Genomic DNA, 18825 nt, shown 5'->3' with positions numbered 1-18825 from the left:
TGTAAGAATTTCGCCTTCGGTGAAATTCTTACATCTCAATGTTGGCCCTTTTCCTCCTCCCTTCCAATATCCTGAAAAACGACCTCGTCCTGATCTCCTCCATCGTCAACCCTGTCGCCACCACCTCCTCCTCAGTAACCGCTCCACAATTAATCGCCTTCAAAAAGAAATTCAACAACCCCTGACCCGTAGCAGCATCATCAAAAATATCTTTCGTCAAAGTCGAAATAGCCGCTCTCTCCACAAATGTTTTCAACCTAAACAACGCCTCCTCATAATTACTCAAAAAGAAATGATAAGTCGCCGCATACCGCATAGGTAACTGTGCCGGATTCAGGTCCCATCCCTGGTAAAACCCATTGATCAGCGAATGCATCGTATGATTATAACCCGTACGCCATGCCTGGTGTACATGTTCCCTATTCTCTTCCAGTTGTGCATAATTCAGGTAATCCCCTTTATGCAAAGCTACCGGTATCACATTCGTAGCCCCATCAGATAAAAATATCCCCGTACCACCCAATGCCACCTTCGTCATATGATGTGCAAAATCACAAACCTGATGTGCCATCGTCTGGTACTTCGCTGTAATACCACAGGAAGCAGTATAATCATACGTACCAAAATGTGCCGCAATACAACGTCCTTCACTCGCCCTTATAATACGCATCAGCGGATTACGTCCTTCATCATCCATAATGATCTGCGTCGCTTCTACCATCGTTTCCATTTTCAAAGTACCCGGTTCCAGCTGATGAACTTTTTCCAGCACTTCAAAGAAACGCACTAAAGTACTGACCTGTTCAGGAATAGTCACCTTTGGCAGCATGACCACAAAGTTGGCCGGCAATTCGCCATTCGTATGTTGCAGTAAGGTCGTTAGAAACAGATCCAATGTACGCACACTTCGCTGTTTCAGATCTTCAGTAAATGGTTTGATCCGGATACCAATAAAAGGAGAGATCGTTGATGCGGCCATACCCTTTGCCAGTTCAATAGCCGCTGCAATGGCAGTCGCATCTTCTTCGTCATCAGGTCTGTTGCCAAAACCATCTTCAAAATCGATTCTAAAATCCTCAACAGGTTCGGTCTGTAATTTATAAATGATCTTATGATAAATGATTTCGGATGGTGTTGTACTTTCCCAACATAAGGCGGCTGCCAGTATATTGCTATCAGGCGCGTAGGTATGAAAATGTTGCAGGGCGATTTCCCCCATTCTGAAACAGGTATCTGCCTTGAACAGGTTCGCACCGCCATAAACAGTATGTACTGGTTGCCGGTCAGGTTTATCGCCGGGGTAAGTTTTCTGAAAAGCGAGGTTTGCTATTTTTAAAGTACCCAGCAGGGCCAGTTTGTCCGAATCGGGGATGGAGAGTTGCATAGTTTGATCAGTTTAAGAACCACGGTAAGTGGAATAACCAAAGGGTGATAACAAAAGGGGCACATGATAGTGTTCATGGCTGTTGATATAAAAAGCAATTTCTACAAAAGGGAAAAAGGAAGTGGTAAAATTGCGCTCAAAATATTCCTGTGTATTGAAATGTAATTTATACAGTCCATGAGGCAGGAGGGAGGCCGCATCCAAAAGGTTGGTGACTCTGCCATCATTGTTAGTGATGCCGGCAGCTATTTGTTTCCACTCCTTGTCGTGCATTACAAATAACGTAACAGATACTTCCCGGGCGGGTATGCCCAGGGAAGTATCTAATATATGGGAAGTTAACTGGCTCATGAAAGTAATTTTTCAAGACGTAGTTGTGTGATCCTGCCTTGCTCTGCCATGGCGATCTTAATTTCTGCTGATGGGGTATTGTTTATCCTGGCATTGAGCAATGACAACATTTCCGAAGCAGATTTTCCGGTAGCACATACGATGAAGATATAGCCGAATCGTTCTGCATAGATTTGATTACCGGTGGCTAAATCGGCTAATACATCTGTTGATGCATTAACTACACCAGCCTGTTCTTTATGCAAAGCCGGACGATCACCGATGCGGGGATGATGACTGAATGCCTCCAAACCATCGGCAGGCGTACATGCCAACCAGTGCCTGCTGGCTGCTTCCAAAAGGGTAGCTTTATCCCTCATAGGAAAATCCGCTATCATCTTTTCCACCCATACATGTGATCCACAGCATTGCTGCAGGGTGGTATACAACTCAGATTGGGGTAGGTGATTGAGTACATCCAGTGTCATATGGCAGTTGGAAACCTGTTTACATTTTTGTAATAAATATACACTGCGGGTTCCTTGCCCATCGCCGTAAACCATTGCTGGCAGTACGGCGCCATCCAGATGGCATCTCCTTTTTTGACAGGATACCATTGGTGATCCAGCATATACACCCCTTGCCCCTGTAAGTATAGCAATCCATGTTCCATAATATGGGTTTCCACAAATGGCAGGTGCCCACCGGGGTCATAAGTAAAGATATTCACGGCCATATCAAAAGAAAGATCTTCCGGCAACAATACTTGTAGTCTTAGTGCAGGATCACCTAAAAAAGCAGGCCCGGGTATTTTGGCACTATCGCCAAACAGGATACCCGGTGTGCTATATCCATCCAATGGCTCGTACACCTTGTGGAAAGTAAGCAACTGCGCTCCGGTACTTGCTTGCACAATCTGGTACTCCTCTCCGGGAGGAAAGTAAATGTACTGACCAGCGAAGAGTACGGTGCCATTTGCAGTACAATGCCCTTCTATCACATAAAAGAAGATCTGTGAAGCAGCGGTTTTACCACTGACAATACTCTCCGGATTCAGGGTGATGAGTGTCTGACATAACCGTGCGCCCATCTGTTCATTGATGAGCACATGAATGGTACAATTCGTCCATCCGGGTACCACGCTATTTACATGTCCATCCGGGCATATCAATGCATGATTACGTTTTACGACCGAACGGGTGAGTGCTGAAATCTCCATATGTTTATCTGATAAGTTGTTGAATAAATGCGTGGGCGACCTGTAGGGCTGCTTCAATATCCTTCGGCTCCACATCTTCCAGCGGATGATGACTGATACCTTTGAAACAACGTACAAAGAGCATGCAAACAGGGGCTACGGAAGCTACAGCTACTGCATCATGACCTGCCCCACTGACTAGTTTTACTATTTCCATATGCGTGGATTGAATGGCGTGTTCCAGCAAACCAGATAGTTCGGCATCACAAGTGACGGGTAGTGTTTCCTGCACAATATTCCATTCAAAACTGATATTCCTTTTTCCACAGATCGTCCCGAGCATTTGCAATAATTCGGAATGCGATACTTTAATCATTTCAGGATCTGCACTTCTTACATCAAGACTACACACCACTTCTCCCGGAATTACATTAGAAGCGCCGTGTACCACCTGCAAAGTACCAACCGTAGCTACCACCTTCTCTCTATGATGCATGGCCCATTGTTCAATCATCACAATACACTCCGCTGCACAACAAAGGGCATCCTGCCGCATAGCCATCGGCACCGTACCTGCATGCCCCGCCATTCCTGTAAAAACCAGTTGACTACGTTGCTGACCCGCTATAGCAGTAACAATCGCCGCCGGAATATGTTTTTCATATAATACAGGTCCCTGTTCAATATGTATCTCAAAATACCCCAGCCACTGATCAGGAGGGAGCTGATCGTCGGCTAACTGATCCGGGCAACCTCCAATCAAACGAATGGCATCACCCAGTGTAATGCCGGCAGCATCCGTGATTTCCAGTTGCTGTGGGTCAAAAGCCCCTGTCAATACCTTACTGCCCAGGTAAGTGGTATGAAAACGTACGCCCTCTTCATCACAAAAAGCGACTACCTCAATATGAAAGGGTAGATCGGTTTCAATAGCACTCACTACATCGAGTGCCATCAGTACACCCAGTGGCCCATCCCATCTTCCTGCATTGGCCACCGTATCAAAGTGCGAAGCAAATACCAGTGTACGTGCCTCCGGATCTTTAGATACTAACCGGCCCCGTACATTGCCAATATTGTCGATGCGTGTGGATAACCCTGCTTCCTGCATCCATCCCATTATCACCTGACTGGCTTTAATAAAAGCAATAGAACCAAAGGTGCGGGTCAGGCAGCTACTATCTTCACTGATAGCTGCTAATTCCTCTATGCGTGCAAGTATGGTGGCTGTACTCATAATCGAAAGATGTTTTCCCCCTGTGGTGCAGCTGTATATACACCTTCGTCATATACTTTTACACCTTTGAGGTAGGTTTGGAGCACTACACCATCCAGCGTTTCGTGTGCATAAGGCGTAATAGGGTGTTTATGTTGTAAGTTTTCAGGAATGACTGTAAAAGACTGATCCGGGTTCCAGATGACCAGATCCGCATCATATCCTTTCGCTATTTTCCCCTTGTAATGTTGGGTACCTGCCAGCACAGCAGGTGCGGTACATAGCCATTGCGCTAACTGTATCAGTGAAACATTCCTTTTTTTAGCAGCCGTCCACAAAGCAGGCAAAGCCAGTTGTAAAGACGAGATGCCACCCCATGACTGCAAATAATCACCTTGTTTCAGATCGGACGGACTAGGAGAGTGGTCAGTTGCCACCATGTCAATAATGCCCGATTTCAGGGCCAGCCAGAGCAGTTCGTTGTTTTCCCGATCTCTTATCGGCGGCGCACATTTAAACGCCATATTGCCATCCGGAATATCTTCTGCGTTGAAGTATAAATAGTGTTGTGCGGTTTCAACTGTCAACGGCAATCCTTCCGCCTTTGCTTTTATAATCTGTGGCAATGCGGAGGCAGCGGAGAGATGTACGATATGCACCCTGCAATTGAACTCCTCACATAAGCGAATCATCATTGCAATCGCATTTTCTTCCCATGCAGCAGGGCGGGAGGCCAGATAGGCTGAATAAGTACCCACTATCGATGATGGTACCGGTGTGGATAACTCACAATGTACTAACAACGGCAACCCATGTTTTGCAATTACCGGCATTGCCTTTCTCAGATCCTCGGCTGTCACATTGGGAAAATCGTCAATACCCGAATGGGTTAAAAATGCTTTGAACCCTAATACGCCGTGTTCAATCAATGGTTCCAGCTCATTCACATTCCCGGGTACGACCCCTCCCCAATAACCACAATTGGTAAATAGGTTCGCCGCCCTGATCTTCTCTTCCAGTGCCGCCACTGTCGTCGTGACCGGGTGTGCATTCAATGGCATATCTACTAAAGTCGTAATGCCACTGGCCAGTGCGGCCCGGGTGGCCGTAGTAAACCCTTCCCAGTCGGTTCGGCCGGGTTCATTGATATGTACATGCGGATCCGTGATGCCAGGCATCAATACATAATCCTGAATATCTATTATTTTTTTAACAGCATCGCCGGGTATAACAGTTGCAACATCTGCAATCAATCCATCTTTAATCAGTACCACGGCCGGTTGAATACCTTCTGGAGTAATAATGCGACTCCCTTTTATCGCCAGGTCAAACATAAATGAGATCTTATTTAAAAATAGGCATTTAATTTTTTAAATTAGAGAAGTAAATGTTAACCATCATGATCAAACTAGGCGAAAATTCATACGGCAAAAACGCCGTTCAATTATCCAAAATCATCCGTCACGCAGATTACCATGAATTCAGACAAATTACTGTCAGTGTATCTCTGAAAGGCGATTTTGAAACCGCCCATACACTTGGTGACAACACGAAGATCCTGCCAACGGACACACAAAAGAACACAGTGTATGCACTTGCCAAAGAGCATTTCACTACCAGCATCGAAGCTTTTGCCCTCCATCTGGCAGAACATTTTGTGCATACCCAGCAACAGGTATCTACTGCTACCGTCGAAATCGCAGAGGCAGCGTGGTCAAGGCTTACGCCTCATGCTTACATCAGTGGCGGCAGTGAAAAACATACGACTAAAATCGTCTATAATGCTGCTTCGACAACTATTACCAGTGGCATCACTGACCTGCTTATTCTCAAAACCACCGATTCTGGGTTTGAGCATTTTATCAAAGATCCGTACACCACATTAAAGGCAACCAGCGACCGCATTTTCGCTACCCAATGTGAAGCGAGCTGGATATACAAAGGGCAGCTAAAGGATTATGCTGTTATTTTTGATAATATCCGCGCTACCTTGCTGGGTACCTTTGCCGGCCATAATAGTCTGTCTGTACAGCAAACCCTGTATGCCATGGGAGAAGCTGTGCTGGAAGCTTATCCTGAAGTACAGGAGATCACCCTGAAAATGCCTAATAAACACCATATTCTCTTTAATTTAGAGCAGTTTGGTATGAGCAATCAGAATGAAGTTTTTATAGCTACAGATGAACCTTATGGGTATATTGTAGGCACTGTCATCCGGGAGTAGCAGGCATCTGGCTATATCATATGCTCTATTATCCGGAAGTAGGTTTATTCCGCCAAGGCATCTGACTATATCATATGCCCGCTTATCCAGAAGCAGGTGTATTCCTCTCCCTGATTATTTCCGCTGCAATACTAACCGCAATTTCTTCCGGGGTCTGACTCTTAATCTGCATACCCACAGGAGCGTGAATCCTTTGCAATACCTGAGAAGAGATTCCTTCCGCTTTATATCCTTCAAACAACTGTGTGATCTTAGCCTGACTCCCCAACATCCCTAAATACCTGAACTGTTTGTGGAGCAAAGCCCTGATCACCACATCATCACTGCGGTACCCCATGGTCATGACCACTACATAATTATGCTGTCCTTCAGGTATCATTCCCTTCAGTTGACTGTAATCTTCTACGATCACCTTCTCATGCGCACATTCATTCTGCAAAAACGTATTCAGCCCAGGCCTGTTATCATACACGTGAATATAAAAATCCAGCATAAACATGATTTTCGAAAAAGCTAAAGAACAATGTCCGCCCCCAACCAGGTATAAATGATCTCTATGGCCCAGTTGTTCTGTATAGACCCAGTTATCAGGTGAATGCATCATAAATTCCGAACTACCCGGCCCTTCCCTGAACTGTAATCCCGCAGGCGATAAATGCAGTAACCCATTTTTATACTGAGAAAGACAGTGAATAATCTGTTGAATCACAGCAGCTTCTTTGTTAGTAACACGATACAATAAGATTGTCTGTTCCCCGGAACAGATCATACCACTCTGATCTCCCGGACTACTTTTATCATGCACCTGTCTACGTACCGCTGCCACTTCTTCTCCCTGCATTAACCGCTCTCTGGCCATCTCCACAAATTTATGCTCCATAATCCCCCCTCCGATAGACCCCACCAGATTCCCCACAGCATTCACTGCCATGAAAAATCCTTGTCTGCCGGGACTACTCCCATCACTCTGCAATACATACAGCAGCATGACGGGAATATGTTGCCGCAGACTCTCACTGATCAATTCCCAGATGACTAACTTTTTCTTCATGGGCAGGAACGGGTTGTTTCGAGTACAATGCCATCAATACTTTTTCAGGTGTCATGGGTGCTACAAACGGAATCAGGGCCTTCGGATGGAAAGCCAATATCGCATCCCTTAGCGCAAACCATGCACCTATGCCATACATCAGTGGCGGCTCTCCCACAGCTTTTGATCTGAAGATGGCCAGATTATCATTATCAGTATGTAAATGGTCAATGAGAATATCTTTTGGTACCGCATAGATGTCGGGCACTTTGTAAGTGGACAGTGCATTCGATACCAGTTTACCATGTTGGTTATAGATCACTTCTTCCAGTGTCATCCAGCCTATTCCCTGTACAATACCTCCTTCAATTTGTCCCCTGTCGATATCAGGGTTCATGCTTAGACCAAAGTCATGCACGACTTTCACGCTGTCGGTTTCATAGGTGCCGCGCAAACAATCGATGGTGACTTCAATAATAGCTGTACCGTATACATGATAGGCAAAAGGATGTCCTTTGCCTGTTTCATTATTATAATGAATAGTGGGAGTGGCATAATGACCATGTTCAGAGAGGGATACTCTTTGCACAAAAGCAGTATTCACAAGGCGGAGCCAGTTCCATTCCGTAGGCGTACCATTCAATAATACAATTTCATTTTGAATAGTCAGCTGCCCGGGAGTGACTTTTAAATCCGCTGCTGCTAATGCCAATAATCTTTCTAACAATGCATTGCAGGCTATCCAGGTCGCTTTGCCATTCAGGTCCGCTGTAGCACTTGCCGCAGAAGGAGAGGTGTTCGCAATAGTATAAGTACTGGTCACATTGATCTTCACTCTCTCATAAGCAATGCCCAACGTCTGTGCGGCCACCTGCAATATTTTTGTATTCACACCCTGTCCCATCTCCACAGCACCGGTACTGATCCCTACACTCCCATCACTATATATATGTACCAGTGAGCGTGCATTATTCATCAGGGTATTTGTAAACGAGATACCAAAACAGATCGGCATCAGCGCTATGCCTTTTTTAACTAATAAATGTGCTTCATTAAAGGTATTGATAGCAGCACGTACATTCTCCAGCTCATACAATGCGACGGCTTTATCCCAGCAGGCGATGGCTTCGCTTTCCGCTAACTGTCCATAGGGAAATGGATCGCCTGTCTGAATTAAATTCGCTCTTTGAATCAGGGCTTTATCAATCTGCAAACCTGCAGCAGCAGCAGCTATCGCCGCCTCAATCACATACATGCCCTGTGGGCCTCCAAAACCCCGGAATGCTGTATTGGGGGGCAAATGTGTTTTACAACTATACGCGGTCGCAGTTACATTTGGTATATAATACGCGTTGGTACAATGAAATAAAGTTCTTTGCAGCACAGCGGGAGAAAGGTCTGCACTGGCGCCGGCATTCTGGAAAAAAGTCACCTCATACGCCAGTATTTTTAACCGGCTATCCAACCCAATTTTAAAGTCAGCCATATAAGGATGACGCTTTCCCGTCATGGCCATATCTTCCATTCTATGCAATGAATATTTCACAGGTTTATTCAGCAGATGTGCTGCCAGTGCGCACAACGCTGCCCAGGTATTCGCCTGATCCTCTTTCCCGCCAAACCCTCCGCCAAGGCGGGATACGACTACCTCTAACCGGTGCATGGGAATACCCAATACCCGGGTAATGGTTCTTTGTACCGCAGTAGGTCCCTGGGTAGAAGAATATACTTTCAATGATCCATGTTCCTGCGGGATAGCGTATGCACCCTGCGTTTCAATATAAAGATGTTCCTGTCCGTTGATGTCAATAGCACCTTCAAAGATATGTGTGCACTGTGACCATGCACTATTCGTATCTCCCTGTATCACTGATTTTGGTGGCATGATCAGTTCTCCTTTTGCCTGTGCCACTCTTGGATTCGTGATCACTTCCAATGGATCGATAATGGCCTGAATTTTCTTTACTGCCGCTCTTGCAGCATCTCTGCTTTTTGCTACTACCAGTGCCAGCGGCATCCCTGCAAAATGAATATGATGATCGGCAAACAGGGGTTCATCCTGAATAATTCCACCGATCTGGTTTTCCCCGGGAATATCGCTTGCAGTGAAAATGCGTACCACCCCCGGTATCTGTAATGCCTCGGCAATTTCCAGCCGGCGCAGTATACCATGTGCCACAGGAGAGCCATAGGCCGCGGCAAAGAGCGTGCCCTGTAGTAGTGGCAAATCATCCAGGTACACCGAGGTACCTGTGACGTGGGTATCGGAGTCTATGTTTTTCATCGGATCAGGATGGCTGTTTCCAGTTGTGGAAACAGGGTAATAAAATGAGCCTTGAACAATTGTGCCAGTAATAATCGTTTGTAATCTTCCGTGCCTCTGGCATCAGAGATGGGGGTGACTTCCGTTTGCAACAGAAAGCTGGCTTCCCTGATCAGTGATTCAGTCAATAATTTGCCTGTCATGAACCGGGCAGTTTCCTTCAGCAATTGTGGTACAGGTCCGACCCCACCTGCAGAAATGCGGATGTCGTTAATGATATCGTATTGCATGGTGATGCTGATAGCAGTATTCACGCTGGCAATATCGAGGTGGGTGCGCTTGCTCACTTTTTCAAAGTTGAACAAAGTATGTTGGGAAGGCAGATTGAACCAGATACGGGTGATGTATTCATCACCTGATTTGTTCAGTTGTTTATAGCCTTTGAATAAATGTCTGAGGGGGAGTTCTCTTTCTTTTCGTCCGTCGCTAAGTACGAGGGTGGCATCCAGTGCCAGGAAAAAAATAGAGAAATCGCCAATGGGGGAGGCGTTGATAAAATTACCAGCGATAGTGGCCATGTTCCGGATCTGGGTAGAGCTCACCTTTTTCAGGTAATTATTTAAATAAGGAAAGTAAGCCTGTAATAAGGGGGATGCTAACAGGTCCGAGACGGTGGTAGCGCCGCCCAGTATGCATTTGTTTCCTTCCTGCCGGATGCCTTTCAGTGCAGGTTGATCATACAGGAATCGCAGCGCTTTTTTTCCAAGGGCGTCGTGTTGTTGTACATACAGGTCGGTCCCTCCGCCAATAGGCTGCGCTTTTACATCATCGGCAGATTCCAGTGTGCTATGGAGTGTGCGTAACCGGGCTGGAATTTGTACAAAATAATCAGGCAATATCTGTGCACCGGCAGCGTATTGTGCCGGCGTCGTACCATTCCGGGGTTGTAATATTTCTGCTACCCTGGCGGCAGCTCTTTCTATGGATTTATAACCGGTGCAGCGACAGATGTTTCCATCTATGGCGGCAATGGCATTTGTCAATGTCGGTGCCTGGTGGCTGAGGCAAAATCCCGTGAGGGACATGACAAAACCCGGTGTGCAGAAGCCACATTGGGTAGCGGCACATTCCTGCATGGCATATTGGACTGCGGTAAGTGAGCCTGGCAGGTTAATCCCCTCAATGGTCACCACGTGTTTACCTCTTACATTACCCAGCGGGGTTAGGCAGGAGGTAAAGGAACGGTAATGCATGGCCCAGTTTTGTAATTCCCCTATTAAAACGGTGCATGCTCCGCAGTCACCCTCATTGCAGCCGATCTTTGTACCGGGCAGATGCTGATGGTACCGGATAAAATCCAGCAACAGCATACCTGGGGGAAGAGCGGTACCAATGTCGTCATTATTTAGAATGAAGCGTAGCAATGGGGAAATGGGTTTATTGGAAGATAATAAAAAAATGCCAGAAAAGCAATTCCCCCGATTAGCCATTACTGCCAGATAGCTTCCTCTTTCCAATTTTCAGTAAATCCCATATGTACATAGTCAATATCCGGATTACTATTGATAAGCTGTAGAAGATTAGATTTGAATTTCGAGCTAAATCATCTTCAGGTAGGATGTTTAGACCTTTCTGTTGAAGCAGCTCAATTTGCTCTTCAATAGAAAGAGGTGGTGTAGTAAACAAATTCATAAATGTGATGAAATTTGCCGGCCTGTATTTTTTGGAGTCAAAATAGGCTGGCTACAACGTGGTCTTAAAATAAAATAGCCTGCCAAATTTGCCCTTGCAAGCAGAGGGGTGGCAGACTGTGTTACTACAAATCTAATGATATTTTTATTAGATAAAAAACTTTTTATAAGACATTTTATTGGAATTCCAGTCTTTTTCGACAGCTCTATATCAGGCCTTCGATGCTTCTTCGTCACTAAAAGGTCACCTCAATATCCCCTGGATAATGAAGTGACCTTTTAATGCCCTTTTGGTACCGAAGTAATACCGGAATCATACCGAACTTATACCCGAGTTATACTGAACTTGTAGTATACTTGACCTATGAAACCACTTACCTTCTTCTTAGCATCACTCCTCTACCTCTCCCCCGGATTCTCCCAGAAAATCCTCGCCTTCTACACTGCCAAAGAAGACGCCGCCCACATCAGCTTTGTCCACGAAGCCAACAAATGGTTCCCCACCGCCCTCGCCCAATACCACTGGACCTACGACTCCACCAACGACTGGAGCAAATGCAACCCCGACACCCTGGCCAGATACAACGTCATTCTCTTCCTGGACACCCGTCCGGAAGCTCCTGCTCAAAGAGCAGCCTTTCAAAAATATATGGAACAGGGCGGCGCCTGGATGGGATTTCACTTTTCCGCCTTCGCCCTCACCCCTTCGGCATACAACCAGGATTGGAACTGGTATCACAACACCTTCCTGGGCTCCGGATCTTATGGTAGCAATACCTGGCGACCGACTTCCGCCGTATTAAGAGTAGAAAACAAACAACATAAAATCGTTCATGACCTGCCGGATACCTTCCGGTCAGCACCAAATGAATGGTATCGGTGGTCCAACGACCTCCGGAAGAATGAAGATATTACCATCTTATTGTCCATCGATCCTGCCAGTTTCCCCCTGGGTACCGGACCTAAACCCAGTGAAATCTGGCATGGTGGCTATTACCCGGTAGCATGGACCAATAAACGGTATAAAATGGTCTATGTAAACATGGGGCATAATGACATTGACTATGAGCATGGTACTAATAAGGAATTATCTTATACATTCTCAAACCCTTACCAGAACAGGTTTATACTCAACTCTCTATTTTACTTAATAAATTCAAGTAGAATATTACCCTAATGCTGACAATATTTTGCTTAATATTTACAATATTTCCTGACAGAATCAGGTTAACTTTGACCTTGGAATGCTTATGAGTGATTCGCGTGTAAATACGCAAATGTTTGCTTCTGATGATGCCTTTGACCTGGTCTATCCGCAAGGGATTCAACAATTGTCAAAGAGGCACTGGACTCCGCTTCAGATCGCTACGGCGTCTGCAGCGTTCCTGGCTGAAAAGCCGGGTTCCAGAATCCTGGATATAGGTAGTGGAGTTGGTAAATTCTGCCTGATAGGGGCATGTTTTCACCCAAAATCTTATTTTTACGGAATCGAACAACGAAAAGAGCTGTACCTGTACGCCAGAACTGCAAAGGAAGTATTGAAGGTGGACAATGCCGATTTTATTTTAGGTAACTTCACCCGTTTTAACGCAGACCAGTACGATGGTTTTTACTTTTACAATTCATTTTTTGAACATCTGAGTCCAGAAGATGGTATCGACCAGCAGATCAACTATTCAACAAGTCTTTACGATTATTATACCCTCTATATGCAGGATATAATGGATCAAAGGGTTTCGGGCACCCGACTAGTCACCTATTATAGTATGGGCGATGAAGTTCCGGATAGTTATCAGCTAGTAGACGCTTCGGATGATATGCTTCTGAAAATGTGGATAAAACGTTAACGGAAAAATTGATTAATGACATGAAAACAGCAGAATTAGCGTCGAAGATAATCGTCCAACTAAAAAATGCAAAAGACGACGGCGCAGTTGAAGCTTTATTAGATGTTTCTCTGAAAGAAATGGAAGCAAGCAAAATTTCCATCAGACAACTGGAAGAGAAACTGGAAGAAGTGTCACCTCTGGAAGTAGATAGTGTTCAATGGATGAACCTGCGATACACGCGTATCTATCTTCGAAAGCAGGAGGAACTACAAGAAATTTAATAAGGAAGGCCCCGGCAGAAGTCGGGGCCTTTTTATTACTAGTGATTTATAGTGAGAATTACTTGTTCAAAATTTAACGGTCATGTCTGCCATGGTCTCCACCACGTCCGCCTTCATTGCCACGACCCTGGCCACCTTCATGACCACGTCCACCACCATTTCCTTCGTGACCACGTCCGCCACCGTTCCAACCTGGACCACCGCCTTCATGACCACGTCCGCCACCGTTCCAACCTGGACCACCGCCTTCATGACCACGTCCGCCACCGTTCCAACCTGGACCACCGCCTTCATGACCACGTCCGCCACCATTCCAACCGGGACCACCGCCTTCATGACCGCGACCGCCACCGTTCCAACCGGGACCACCACCTTCATGACCACGTCCGCCATAATATCCGCCACCTCCATGAGGTTGTGCTGCGAAGTAACGTGGATTACGTGAATCTCTGATGATCGTCTGACGGCCCCATGCTCCTCTATATCCTGCATATCTGTTCCTGTAAATACCAGGGTTCAGGTAAGGACGGGGATCATTTACCACTACTTTATAACCGCGATAAAGGTCATAATGAAAGCGTGGAGGTAAAGCCGGTGCAAACACCCATCTGCTTCCTTCCAGGTATATAAACTGGCGTTCAGGTACGTAATAATATGCGTCGATATCTGGCATATAGTAATATTCAGCATAATCATAACCCTCAGGTCCCCACGCTGGCTGGCTACCAATATTCACGTTCACATTAAACCTAACCTGTGCGTCTGCCTTATAACCGTATATTGAACCAATGGCTACTAAACAGGTAATAAGAACTATCTTTTTCATAACAAGTTGTTTTATACTTATCAATAGCCAAATAGAATGCCAAACTTTAACAATCTGCTGAAACCCTTATCTGGTAAGGGATGTGGGTGTGATGCCGGACTGCTTTTTAAAGGAACTGCTACATGGCTGCGGGTGATTTCTGAACAAGTGAATTGATTATCAGAGAGGAAGATTTTATCCTACTACAAACGTGTTATATGGTACCCGATTGTTAAAGGTATGGGTAAATCCTTAGTACAATTATATATACATGACCGTTATACATTGTCCGGGTCATCGCTGTTAATGGAAAGATAATATCTTCTTTGGAGATATGACCCGGATGGGTTTGTCGAAAAATTCCTATATTCAACACCGGAATTGTAACAATACCACGTTTATAAGACCCAATGGATCACCCCATTTTTAAACCTTGTAAATCCCCTAATGAGATATCTTTCCTACTTTTTTTATATCGGTTGGCACTGGGGCATCAGCATGGCATTTTTTATCATCTGGTATGAGATTCGCGGCGAAAAGCAGTTCGGTGTAAAGACAATCGGCACAGATGACCTGGTAAAACATTTACCGGCAGCTGAGCTGGAGCATGCATCTATGTATGAACCAGTGAACTATTACACAGGTAGCTGGTTATTTGATCATGTAGAAAAACATGAGCTGGATACTGCATTCCTGGATGTAGGTTGTGGTAAAGGGAGAGTGCTGGCCATCGCTGCTGCATATGGATTCAAACAGATCACCGGCATCGATTTTTCTCCGAAGTTATATAGTGATGCACTTGAAACCGCTACCTCCCTGGAGACCAGGTATGCCGGTTGTAAAGTTGATATTATATGTGCAGACGCCCGAAAATATGATATTCCCGACCAGGTAGGTGTGATCTTCCTTTTCAATCCATTTGACGAGGTGATCATGGATGATTTTATCAGCCAGGTCATGGAGAGCTTGATCCGAAACCCCCGGCCGCTAAAGATCTTATACGCCAACCCCCAATGTAAACAACTTTGGTTGGATGCAGGTTTTAAAGAGCTGGATGCGTTTGAGAAACTGAAATATCTGAGAGGATCAGTATTGACATTTTAACCCAGGTTAAAATTATTGTGCTGAGAAAGATTCAATTTTACATCAACAAACAAATACACAAAAAACCTAAAAACCAGATATTATGAAAAGAACAGCAAATGCACATTGGAATGGTAATTTAAAAGAAGGTCAGGGCAATATCTCTACCCAGAGCACCGTGTTGACCAACACACAGTATTCTTTTAACGCCCGTTTTGCTGATGGAGTAGGTACTAACCCCGAAGAACTGCTGGGTGCTTCCCATGCAGGTTGTTTTACCATGGCACTGAGTGCAGCTCTCACACAGGCTGGTTTTACAGCTGGTGACCTGGATACAAAAGCAACTGTAGAACTGGATCCTTCTATTCCTGGTATTACAGGAATTACACTGGACCTGGTTGCTGCCGTGATTCCAGGAGTAAGCGAAGAGCAGTTTAATGCGATTGCGAAAGGAGCAAAGGAGAATTGCCCGATTTCAAAAGCGCTGGCAGCTACGCCAATCACTTTGAATGTGACTTATAAATAATAAAATTTGTCTGCCGCAGGCAATCCGTGGTATGTAAAAAAACGCTTTTGCCGGAGGCAAAAGCGTTTTTTTATAGGATTTAATTCTTTGCAGGAGTTATCTCATCTGCCTCAGGCGTCGGATTCAACACATATTCCTTTTTCTTCGGATCGTAAATGATGTACAGATACCCACCCCTCTTTCCAACATCATTCCACACAGTAATATCCTTGTTCCCATCATTGTTAATATCATCTACGATCGCATTGCCATAAATAATGGTCCACACATTTCCACTGGCAGTTTTTACTTTTTCAAAGTCAATTTCCTGGGTCACCTTGTTGGTCACTTTATCCACAATCTTCAGCTTCCGCATAATCGCTTGTTTGCCAATGACTTTCTTGCTATATACCCCTACCAGGTATTTATCTTTCAGACTGGCACTCTGTATAATATCGATGGGAGCGATCTTCGAAGTAGCCACTGTATCAATCAGTTCACCGATCTTTTCCAGTTCTAGTACCTCAGGTGTCATGTTGTTTTTCAAAGACATCCAGGTACCTTTCATTTTAGTCCCGTAAAAAAGGAAGTCCATCATCGCATTCGGCTGGTTATTGATGGTCTCTTTCAAAACCATGTGGGTACGTTCGTTGAGTATACCATTGAGCGCAATAGGTTCGTTGAGGTTATCATACATATACACCCCTTTCACTGTAATGGCTTCCGGATCATCTCCATACCCGCGCAACAACTGCACAGAGAGATGAATGGGTCGGTCTCCGATCTTCCCTTTGAAATTATAGCAAACATACCAGCCTGCATGACTGGTGCCGGCAAATAGCAGGCATAGAAGCAGGGATAGGATAGATTTTTTCATAGGTATTGGTCATTTGGAATAGGACAAAGATACCCTAACTTATTGAGATTTTTCATATATGATGGTAATTCCGGAGATACTTATTACATTTACGTAACTAGTTACGTAAATTATGTCAACAATGGAATTCTTCAAAGAAGCAGGCAAAATGGCACTTGGCAGCCGACTCCGGCTACTCACTGAAAAGATCACTGAGGACGCAGGACAGATTTACAGCCTCTATGGTATCGACATGCAACCGAAGTGGTTTCCGGTTTTCTACGTGCTCTCAAAAGGTGAAGGCAAAACCATCACCGCTATCGCCAAAGAGATAGGTCATACCCACCCATCCGTAAGTAAGATCACCACCGAAATGGCAAAAGCCGGTTACCTCCTTGAGAAAAAGGATAAAACCGATGGCCGCCGGAATGTGGTGCAGTTATCTAAAAAAGGAAAAGACACCGCCCTTCAGATTGTGGATCAATATAAAGATGTAGAACAGGCCATCGACGAGATCTCTTCCCAGACAAGAAATGACCTTTGGACAGCGATTGAAGAATGGGAATACCTGTTGGAAGAAAAAAGTCTGCTGCGCCGTGTAATGGAAACCAGGAAACTAAGAGAAGGTAATGCCATTCGTATCGTGGAATACACGTCTGAATATCAAAAGGCTTTTCGCGATCTGAATGAAGAATGGATCACCACATATTTCAAAATGGAAGAGGCAGATTATAAAGCCTTAGATCATCCCAATGAATACATCCTTGATAGTGGAGGATATATTTTAGTGGCTTTAGATGGAGAGACACCTGTAGGGGTATGTGCACTCATCAAAATGGCAGATCCTGTGTATGAATATGAACTCGCTAAAATGGCTGTGTCTCCAAAAGCACAAGGCAAAAGCGTGGGCTATAAACTAGGTAATGCGATTGTAGAGAAAGCACGATCATTGGGTGCTAAAAACCTCTACCTCGAAAGCAATACGATCCTCAAACCAGCTATTGGATTATACCAGAAATTAGGATTTAAAAAAGTAGCCGGACGTGCTACGCCTTATGAAAGATGTAATATTCAAATGGAGTTGATCTTATAAAAAATGCGGGTTATACAACCCGCATTTTTTATTTAGTTATTGATTAATTTCATGGCACCATGCAGGTATCTTTCTCCTAAATTCGGATACTTAATCACCAGCGCCATACATATCTGCCGTGTCCCAGAAATTGATGCCCAGTTCTAATGCTCTGTGCAGGGTGGCAATGCTTTCAGTATCATTGTCAGGGCCATATGCAAAGCTCATACCCATGCAGCCCAATCCTGTAGCGGAGAGCGTTTCGCCGGTATTGCCAAGGGTTCTGTACTTCATATCGTGCGTGTTTTTTGTAGATACAAAGGTAGGAGCCGCATAGCAGGCGGCTATTAAGGGATTCAAACGGAAACTTACAATTTTCAAACAAATACTGCTGCGTTACGGATTTCGCCCGGTGCTACGCCGGCATGCTTGCGCATTGCACCCTTTCCTGTAGTAAACAGATACGTGGCGTATCGTACCCGGCAATTGTCGGAATTGCCCATAATTGGAATAAATGACTTAACTTAAATTCGTAGTATAAAAATCAAACACCATGAGCGCGATCACCATCAAAACCACGGTTAATGCACCTGTAGACAAGGTGTGGAAAATCTGGAGTAATCCCGAACACATTGTTAAATGGAGCACAGCTTCTGAAGACTGGCACACTCCCAAGGCAACAAATGACCTGCGTCCGGGAGGTCGGTTTTCTTCCAGGATGGAAGCGAAAGATGGCAGTATGGGCTTTGATTTTTGGGGTACCTACGATGTGGTAAAGCCGCACGAGAAAATCGGCTATACCCTCGGCGATGGCCGCAAAGTAGATATCTATTTCCACAGTCATGGAGACTCAACTGATATTAACGAGACTTTCGAACCTGAAAATCAAAACCCCGAAGAAATGCAAAGAGCGGGATGGCAGGCGATTCTTGATAATTTTAAGAAGTACACTGAGTCCATCTAAGCGAATTAAAAAGGGGGTGTATCAAATGTATGATACACCCCCTTTAATCAGGATACCTGATGGAGCCAGATTCCATTTTTTGTGATTCTCAGGA

At 45.0% G+C, this 18825-nt stretch carries 20 protein-coding genes; 8 read left to right on the top strand and 12 right to left on the bottom strand.

Translation table 11 applies throughout. From position 1 onward, the window contains the following. Positions 1–28 precede the first annotated feature (28 nt). From QQL36_RS34865 to allB, 6 genes are read right to left on the bottom strand one after another with little or no spacing between them, the layout of a single operon-like run. Entirely contained in the window at positions 29–1384 is a 1356-nt protein-coding gene (locus QQL36_RS34865; protein WP_321568397.1) for a DUF6986 family protein, read from the bottom strand. A 12-nt stretch (positions 1385–1396) separates the two neighbouring features. Next, the gene (uraH, locus tag QQL36_RS34860; protein WP_083726839.1) at positions 1397–1735 is read right to left on the bottom strand and encodes a hydroxyisourate hydrolase; all 339 of its coding nucleotides are present in this window, start codon (positions 1733–1735) and stop codon (positions 1397–1399) included. Beyond that, complete coding sequence (gene uraD, locus QQL36_RS34855) at positions 1732–2202, bottom strand: 2-oxo-4-hydroxy-4-carboxy-5-ureidoimidazoline decarboxylase (protein ID WP_083726841.1); 471 nt, start codon at positions 2200–2202, stop codon at positions 1732–1734. Before uraD ends, uraH begins: the two co-directional genes overlap by 4 nt. Then, a complete protein-coding gene (allE, locus tag QQL36_RS34850) occupies positions 2199–2933 on the bottom strand; it encodes a (S)-ureidoglycine aminohydrolase (RefSeq protein ID WP_083726843.1) in 735 nt (244 codons plus the stop codon). Before allE ends, uraD begins: the two co-directional genes overlap by 4 nt. 4 nt (positions 2934–2937) lie before the next feature. After that, a complete protein-coding gene (locus QQL36_RS34845; RefSeq protein ID WP_321568396.1) occupies positions 2938–4149 on the bottom strand; it encodes an allantoate amidohydrolase in 1212 nt (403 codons plus the stop codon). Next, positions 4146–5462 (bottom strand): allantoinase AllB, encoded by a 1317-nt coding sequence (gene allB, locus QQL36_RS34840; RefSeq protein WP_321568395.1) that lies wholly within the window; start codon positions 5460–5462, stop codon positions 4146–4148. Before allB ends, QQL36_RS34845 begins: the two co-directional genes overlap by 4 nt. A gap of 65 nt (positions 5463–5527) precedes the next feature. Here allB and pucL point away from each other — a divergent pair, with 65 nt between their 5' ends. Continuing rightward, on the top strand, positions 5528–6352 hold the full coding sequence (gene pucL / locus QQL36_RS34835; RefSeq protein WP_235643936.1) for a factor-independent urate hydroxylase: 825 nt from the start codon (positions 5528–5530) through the stop codon (positions 6350–6352). Between the two features lie 82 nt (positions 6353–6434). On the opposite strand, the gene QQL36_RS34830 is transcribed toward pucL, so the two are convergent. The 3 genes from QQL36_RS34830 to QQL36_RS34820 are packed head-to-tail and all read right to left on the bottom strand — an operon-like array spanning position 6435 to position 11069. Next, a complete protein-coding gene (locus tag QQL36_RS34830; protein ID WP_321568394.1) occupies positions 6435–7403 on the bottom strand; it encodes an XdhC family protein in 969 nt (322 codons plus the stop codon). Beyond that, positions 7366–9666: a molybdopterin cofactor-binding domain-containing protein gene (locus QQL36_RS34825; RefSeq protein ID WP_321568393.1), complete on the bottom strand. Its 2301-nt coding sequence runs from the start codon at positions 9664–9666 to the stop codon at positions 7366–7368. Before QQL36_RS34825 ends, QQL36_RS34830 begins: the two co-directional genes overlap by 38 nt. Then, positions 9663–11069, bottom strand: a complete 1407-nt coding sequence (locus QQL36_RS34820; protein WP_321568392.1) for an FAD binding domain-containing protein — start codon at positions 11067–11069, stop codon at positions 9663–9665. The genes QQL36_RS34825 and QQL36_RS34820 overlap by 4 nt, the downstream gene beginning before the upstream one ends. Before the next feature lie 631 nt (positions 11070–11700). Between QQL36_RS34820 and QQL36_RS34815 the strand changes: the two genes are divergently transcribed. The 3 genes from QQL36_RS34815 to QQL36_RS34805 all read left to right on the top strand — a co-directional run bounded on the left by QQL36_RS34815 (position 11701) and on the right by QQL36_RS34805 (position 13446). Further along, positions 11701–12513, top strand: coding sequence for a ThuA domain-containing protein (locus QQL36_RS34815; protein ID WP_321568391.1), 813 nt, complete (start codon positions 11701–11703; stop codon positions 12511–12513). Positions 12514–12586: 73 nt separating this feature from the next. Continuing rightward, positions 12587–13183 (top strand): class I SAM-dependent methyltransferase, encoded by a 597-nt coding sequence (locus QQL36_RS34810; RefSeq protein WP_083726859.1) that lies wholly within the window; start codon positions 12587–12589, stop codon positions 13181–13183. A gap of 20 nt (positions 13184–13203) precedes the next feature. Beyond that, positions 13204–13446, top strand: coding sequence for a hypothetical protein (locus QQL36_RS34805; protein ID WP_083726861.1), 243 nt, complete (start codon positions 13204–13206; stop codon positions 13444–13446). A gap of 73 nt (positions 13447–13519) precedes the next feature. On the opposite strand, the gene QQL36_RS34800 is transcribed toward QQL36_RS34805, so the two are convergent. Continuing rightward, positions 13520–14272 (bottom strand): hypothetical protein, encoded by a 753-nt coding sequence (locus QQL36_RS34800; protein ID WP_321568390.1) that lies wholly within the window; start codon positions 14270–14272, stop codon positions 13520–13522. 426 nt (positions 14273–14698) lie between these two features. Here QQL36_RS34800 and QQL36_RS34795 point away from each other — a divergent pair, with 426 nt between their 5' ends. Together QQL36_RS34795 and QQL36_RS34790 are read left to right on the top strand one after the other, a co-directional pair. After that, the gene (locus QQL36_RS34795; RefSeq protein ID WP_083726865.1) at positions 14699–15355 is read left to right on the top strand and encodes a class I SAM-dependent methyltransferase; all 657 of its coding nucleotides are present in this window, start codon (positions 14699–14701) and stop codon (positions 15353–15355) included. Between the two features lie 82 nt (positions 15356–15437). Beyond that, on the top strand, positions 15438–15860 hold the full coding sequence (locus QQL36_RS34790; RefSeq protein WP_083726867.1) for an OsmC family protein: 423 nt from the start codon (positions 15438–15440) through the stop codon (positions 15858–15860). 79 nt (positions 15861–15939) lie between these two features. Here the strand turns inward: QQL36_RS34790 and QQL36_RS34785 are convergent, their stop codons facing one another. Next, entirely contained in the window at positions 15940–16716 is a 777-nt protein-coding gene (locus QQL36_RS34785) for a hypothetical protein (protein ID WP_083726869.1), read from the bottom strand. 121 nt (positions 16717–16837) lie between these two features. On the opposite strand from QQL36_RS34785, the gene QQL36_RS34780 reads away from it, so the two are divergent. Next, positions 16838–17788 (top strand): bifunctional helix-turn-helix transcriptional regulator/GNAT family N-acetyltransferase, encoded by a 951-nt coding sequence (locus QQL36_RS34780; protein ID WP_321568389.1) that lies wholly within the window; start codon positions 16838–16840, stop codon positions 17786–17788. A 90-nt stretch (positions 17789–17878) separates the two neighbouring features. On the opposite strand, the gene QQL36_RS34775 is transcribed toward QQL36_RS34780, so the two are convergent. Further along, positions 17879–18061: an aldo/keto reductase gene (locus tag QQL36_RS34775; protein ID WP_321568388.1), complete on the bottom strand. Its 183-nt coding sequence runs from the start codon at positions 18059–18061 to the stop codon at positions 17879–17881. Positions 18062–18320: 259 nt separating this feature from the next. Here QQL36_RS34775 and QQL36_RS34770 point away from each other — a divergent pair, with 259 nt between their 5' ends. Then, complete coding sequence (locus QQL36_RS34770; protein WP_321568387.1) at positions 18321–18731, top strand: SRPBCC family protein; 411 nt, start codon at positions 18321–18323, stop codon at positions 18729–18731. Positions 18732–18825 lie beyond the last annotated feature (94 nt).

Origin of the sequence: Chitinophaga sp. LS1 (assembly GCF_034274695.1) — a bacterium.
In the GTDB taxonomy this organism is placed as follows: domain Bacteria; phylum Bacteroidota; class Bacteroidia; order Chitinophagales; family Chitinophagaceae; genus Chitinophaga.
This window is presented reverse-complemented; position numbering and strand designations above follow the sequence as displayed.

What these genes read in the sequence shown, in the direction of transcription:
- allE (WP_083726843.1), bottom strand. Translation starts at nt 2,933, where the DNA reads ATGGAGATTTCAGCACTCACCCGTTCGGTCGTAAAACGTAATCATGCA.
- QQL36_RS34865 (WP_321568397.1), bottom strand. Translation starts at nt 1,384, where the DNA reads ATGCAACTCTCCATCCCCGATTCGGACAAACTGGCCCTGCTGGGTACT.
- uraH (WP_083726839.1), bottom strand. Translation starts at nt 1,735, where the DNA reads ATGAGCCAGTTAACTTCCCATATATTAGATACTTCCCTGGGCATACCC.
- QQL36_RS34770 (WP_321568387.1), top strand. Translation starts at nt 18,321, where the DNA reads ATGAGCGCGATCACCATCAAAACCACGGTTAATGCACCTGTAGACAAG.
- uraD (WP_083726841.1), bottom strand. Translation starts at nt 2,202, where the DNA reads ATGACACTGGATGTACTCAATCACCTACCCCAATCTGAGTTGTATACC.
- QQL36_RS34785 (WP_083726869.1), bottom strand. Translation starts at nt 16,716, where the DNA reads ATGAAAAAATCTATCCTATCCCTGCTTCTATGCCTGCTATTTGCCGGC.
- QQL36_RS34830 (WP_321568394.1), bottom strand. Translation starts at nt 7,403, where the DNA reads ATGAAGAAAAAGTTAGTCATCTGGGAATTGATCAGTGAGAGTCTGCGG.
- QQL36_RS34795 (WP_083726865.1), top strand. Translation starts at nt 14,699, where the DNA reads ATGAGATATCTTTCCTACTTTTTTTATATCGGTTGGCACTGGGGCATC.
- QQL36_RS34810 (WP_083726859.1), top strand. Translation starts at nt 12,587, where the DNA reads ATGAGTGATTCGCGTGTAAATACGCAAATGTTTGCTTCTGATGATGCC.
- QQL36_RS34800 (WP_321568390.1), bottom strand. Translation starts at nt 14,272, where the DNA reads ATGAAAAAGATAGTTCTTATTACCTGTTTAGTAGCCATTGGTTCAATA.
- QQL36_RS34825 (WP_321568393.1), bottom strand. Translation starts at nt 9,666, where the DNA reads ATGAAAAACATAGACTCCGATACCCACGTCACAGGTACCTCGGTGTAC.
- allB (WP_321568395.1), bottom strand. Translation starts at nt 5,462, where the DNA reads ATGTTTGACCTGGCGATAAAAGGGAGTCGCATTATTACTCCAGAAGGT.
- QQL36_RS34775 (WP_321568388.1), bottom strand. Translation starts at nt 18,061, where the DNA reads ATGAAGTACAGAACCCTTGGCAATACCGGCGAAACGCTCTCCGCTACA.
- QQL36_RS34815 (WP_321568391.1), top strand. Translation starts at nt 11,701, where the DNA reads ATGAAACCACTTACCTTCTTCTTAGCATCACTCCTCTACCTCTCCCCC.
- QQL36_RS34780 (WP_321568389.1), top strand. Translation starts at nt 16,838, where the DNA reads ATGGAATTCTTCAAAGAAGCAGGCAAAATGGCACTTGGCAGCCGACTC.
- pucL (WP_235643936.1), top strand. Translation starts at nt 5,528, where the DNA reads ATGATCAAACTAGGCGAAAATTCATACGGCAAAAACGCCGTTCAATTA.
- QQL36_RS34805 (WP_083726861.1), top strand. Translation starts at nt 13,204, where the DNA reads ATGAAAACAGCAGAATTAGCGTCGAAGATAATCGTCCAACTAAAAAAT.
- QQL36_RS34845 (WP_321568396.1), bottom strand. Translation starts at nt 4,149, where the DNA reads ATGAGTACAGCCACCATACTTGCACGCATAGAGGAATTAGCAGCTATC.
- QQL36_RS34790 (WP_083726867.1), top strand. Translation starts at nt 15,438, where the DNA reads ATGAAAAGAACAGCAAATGCACATTGGAATGGTAATTTAAAAGAAGGT.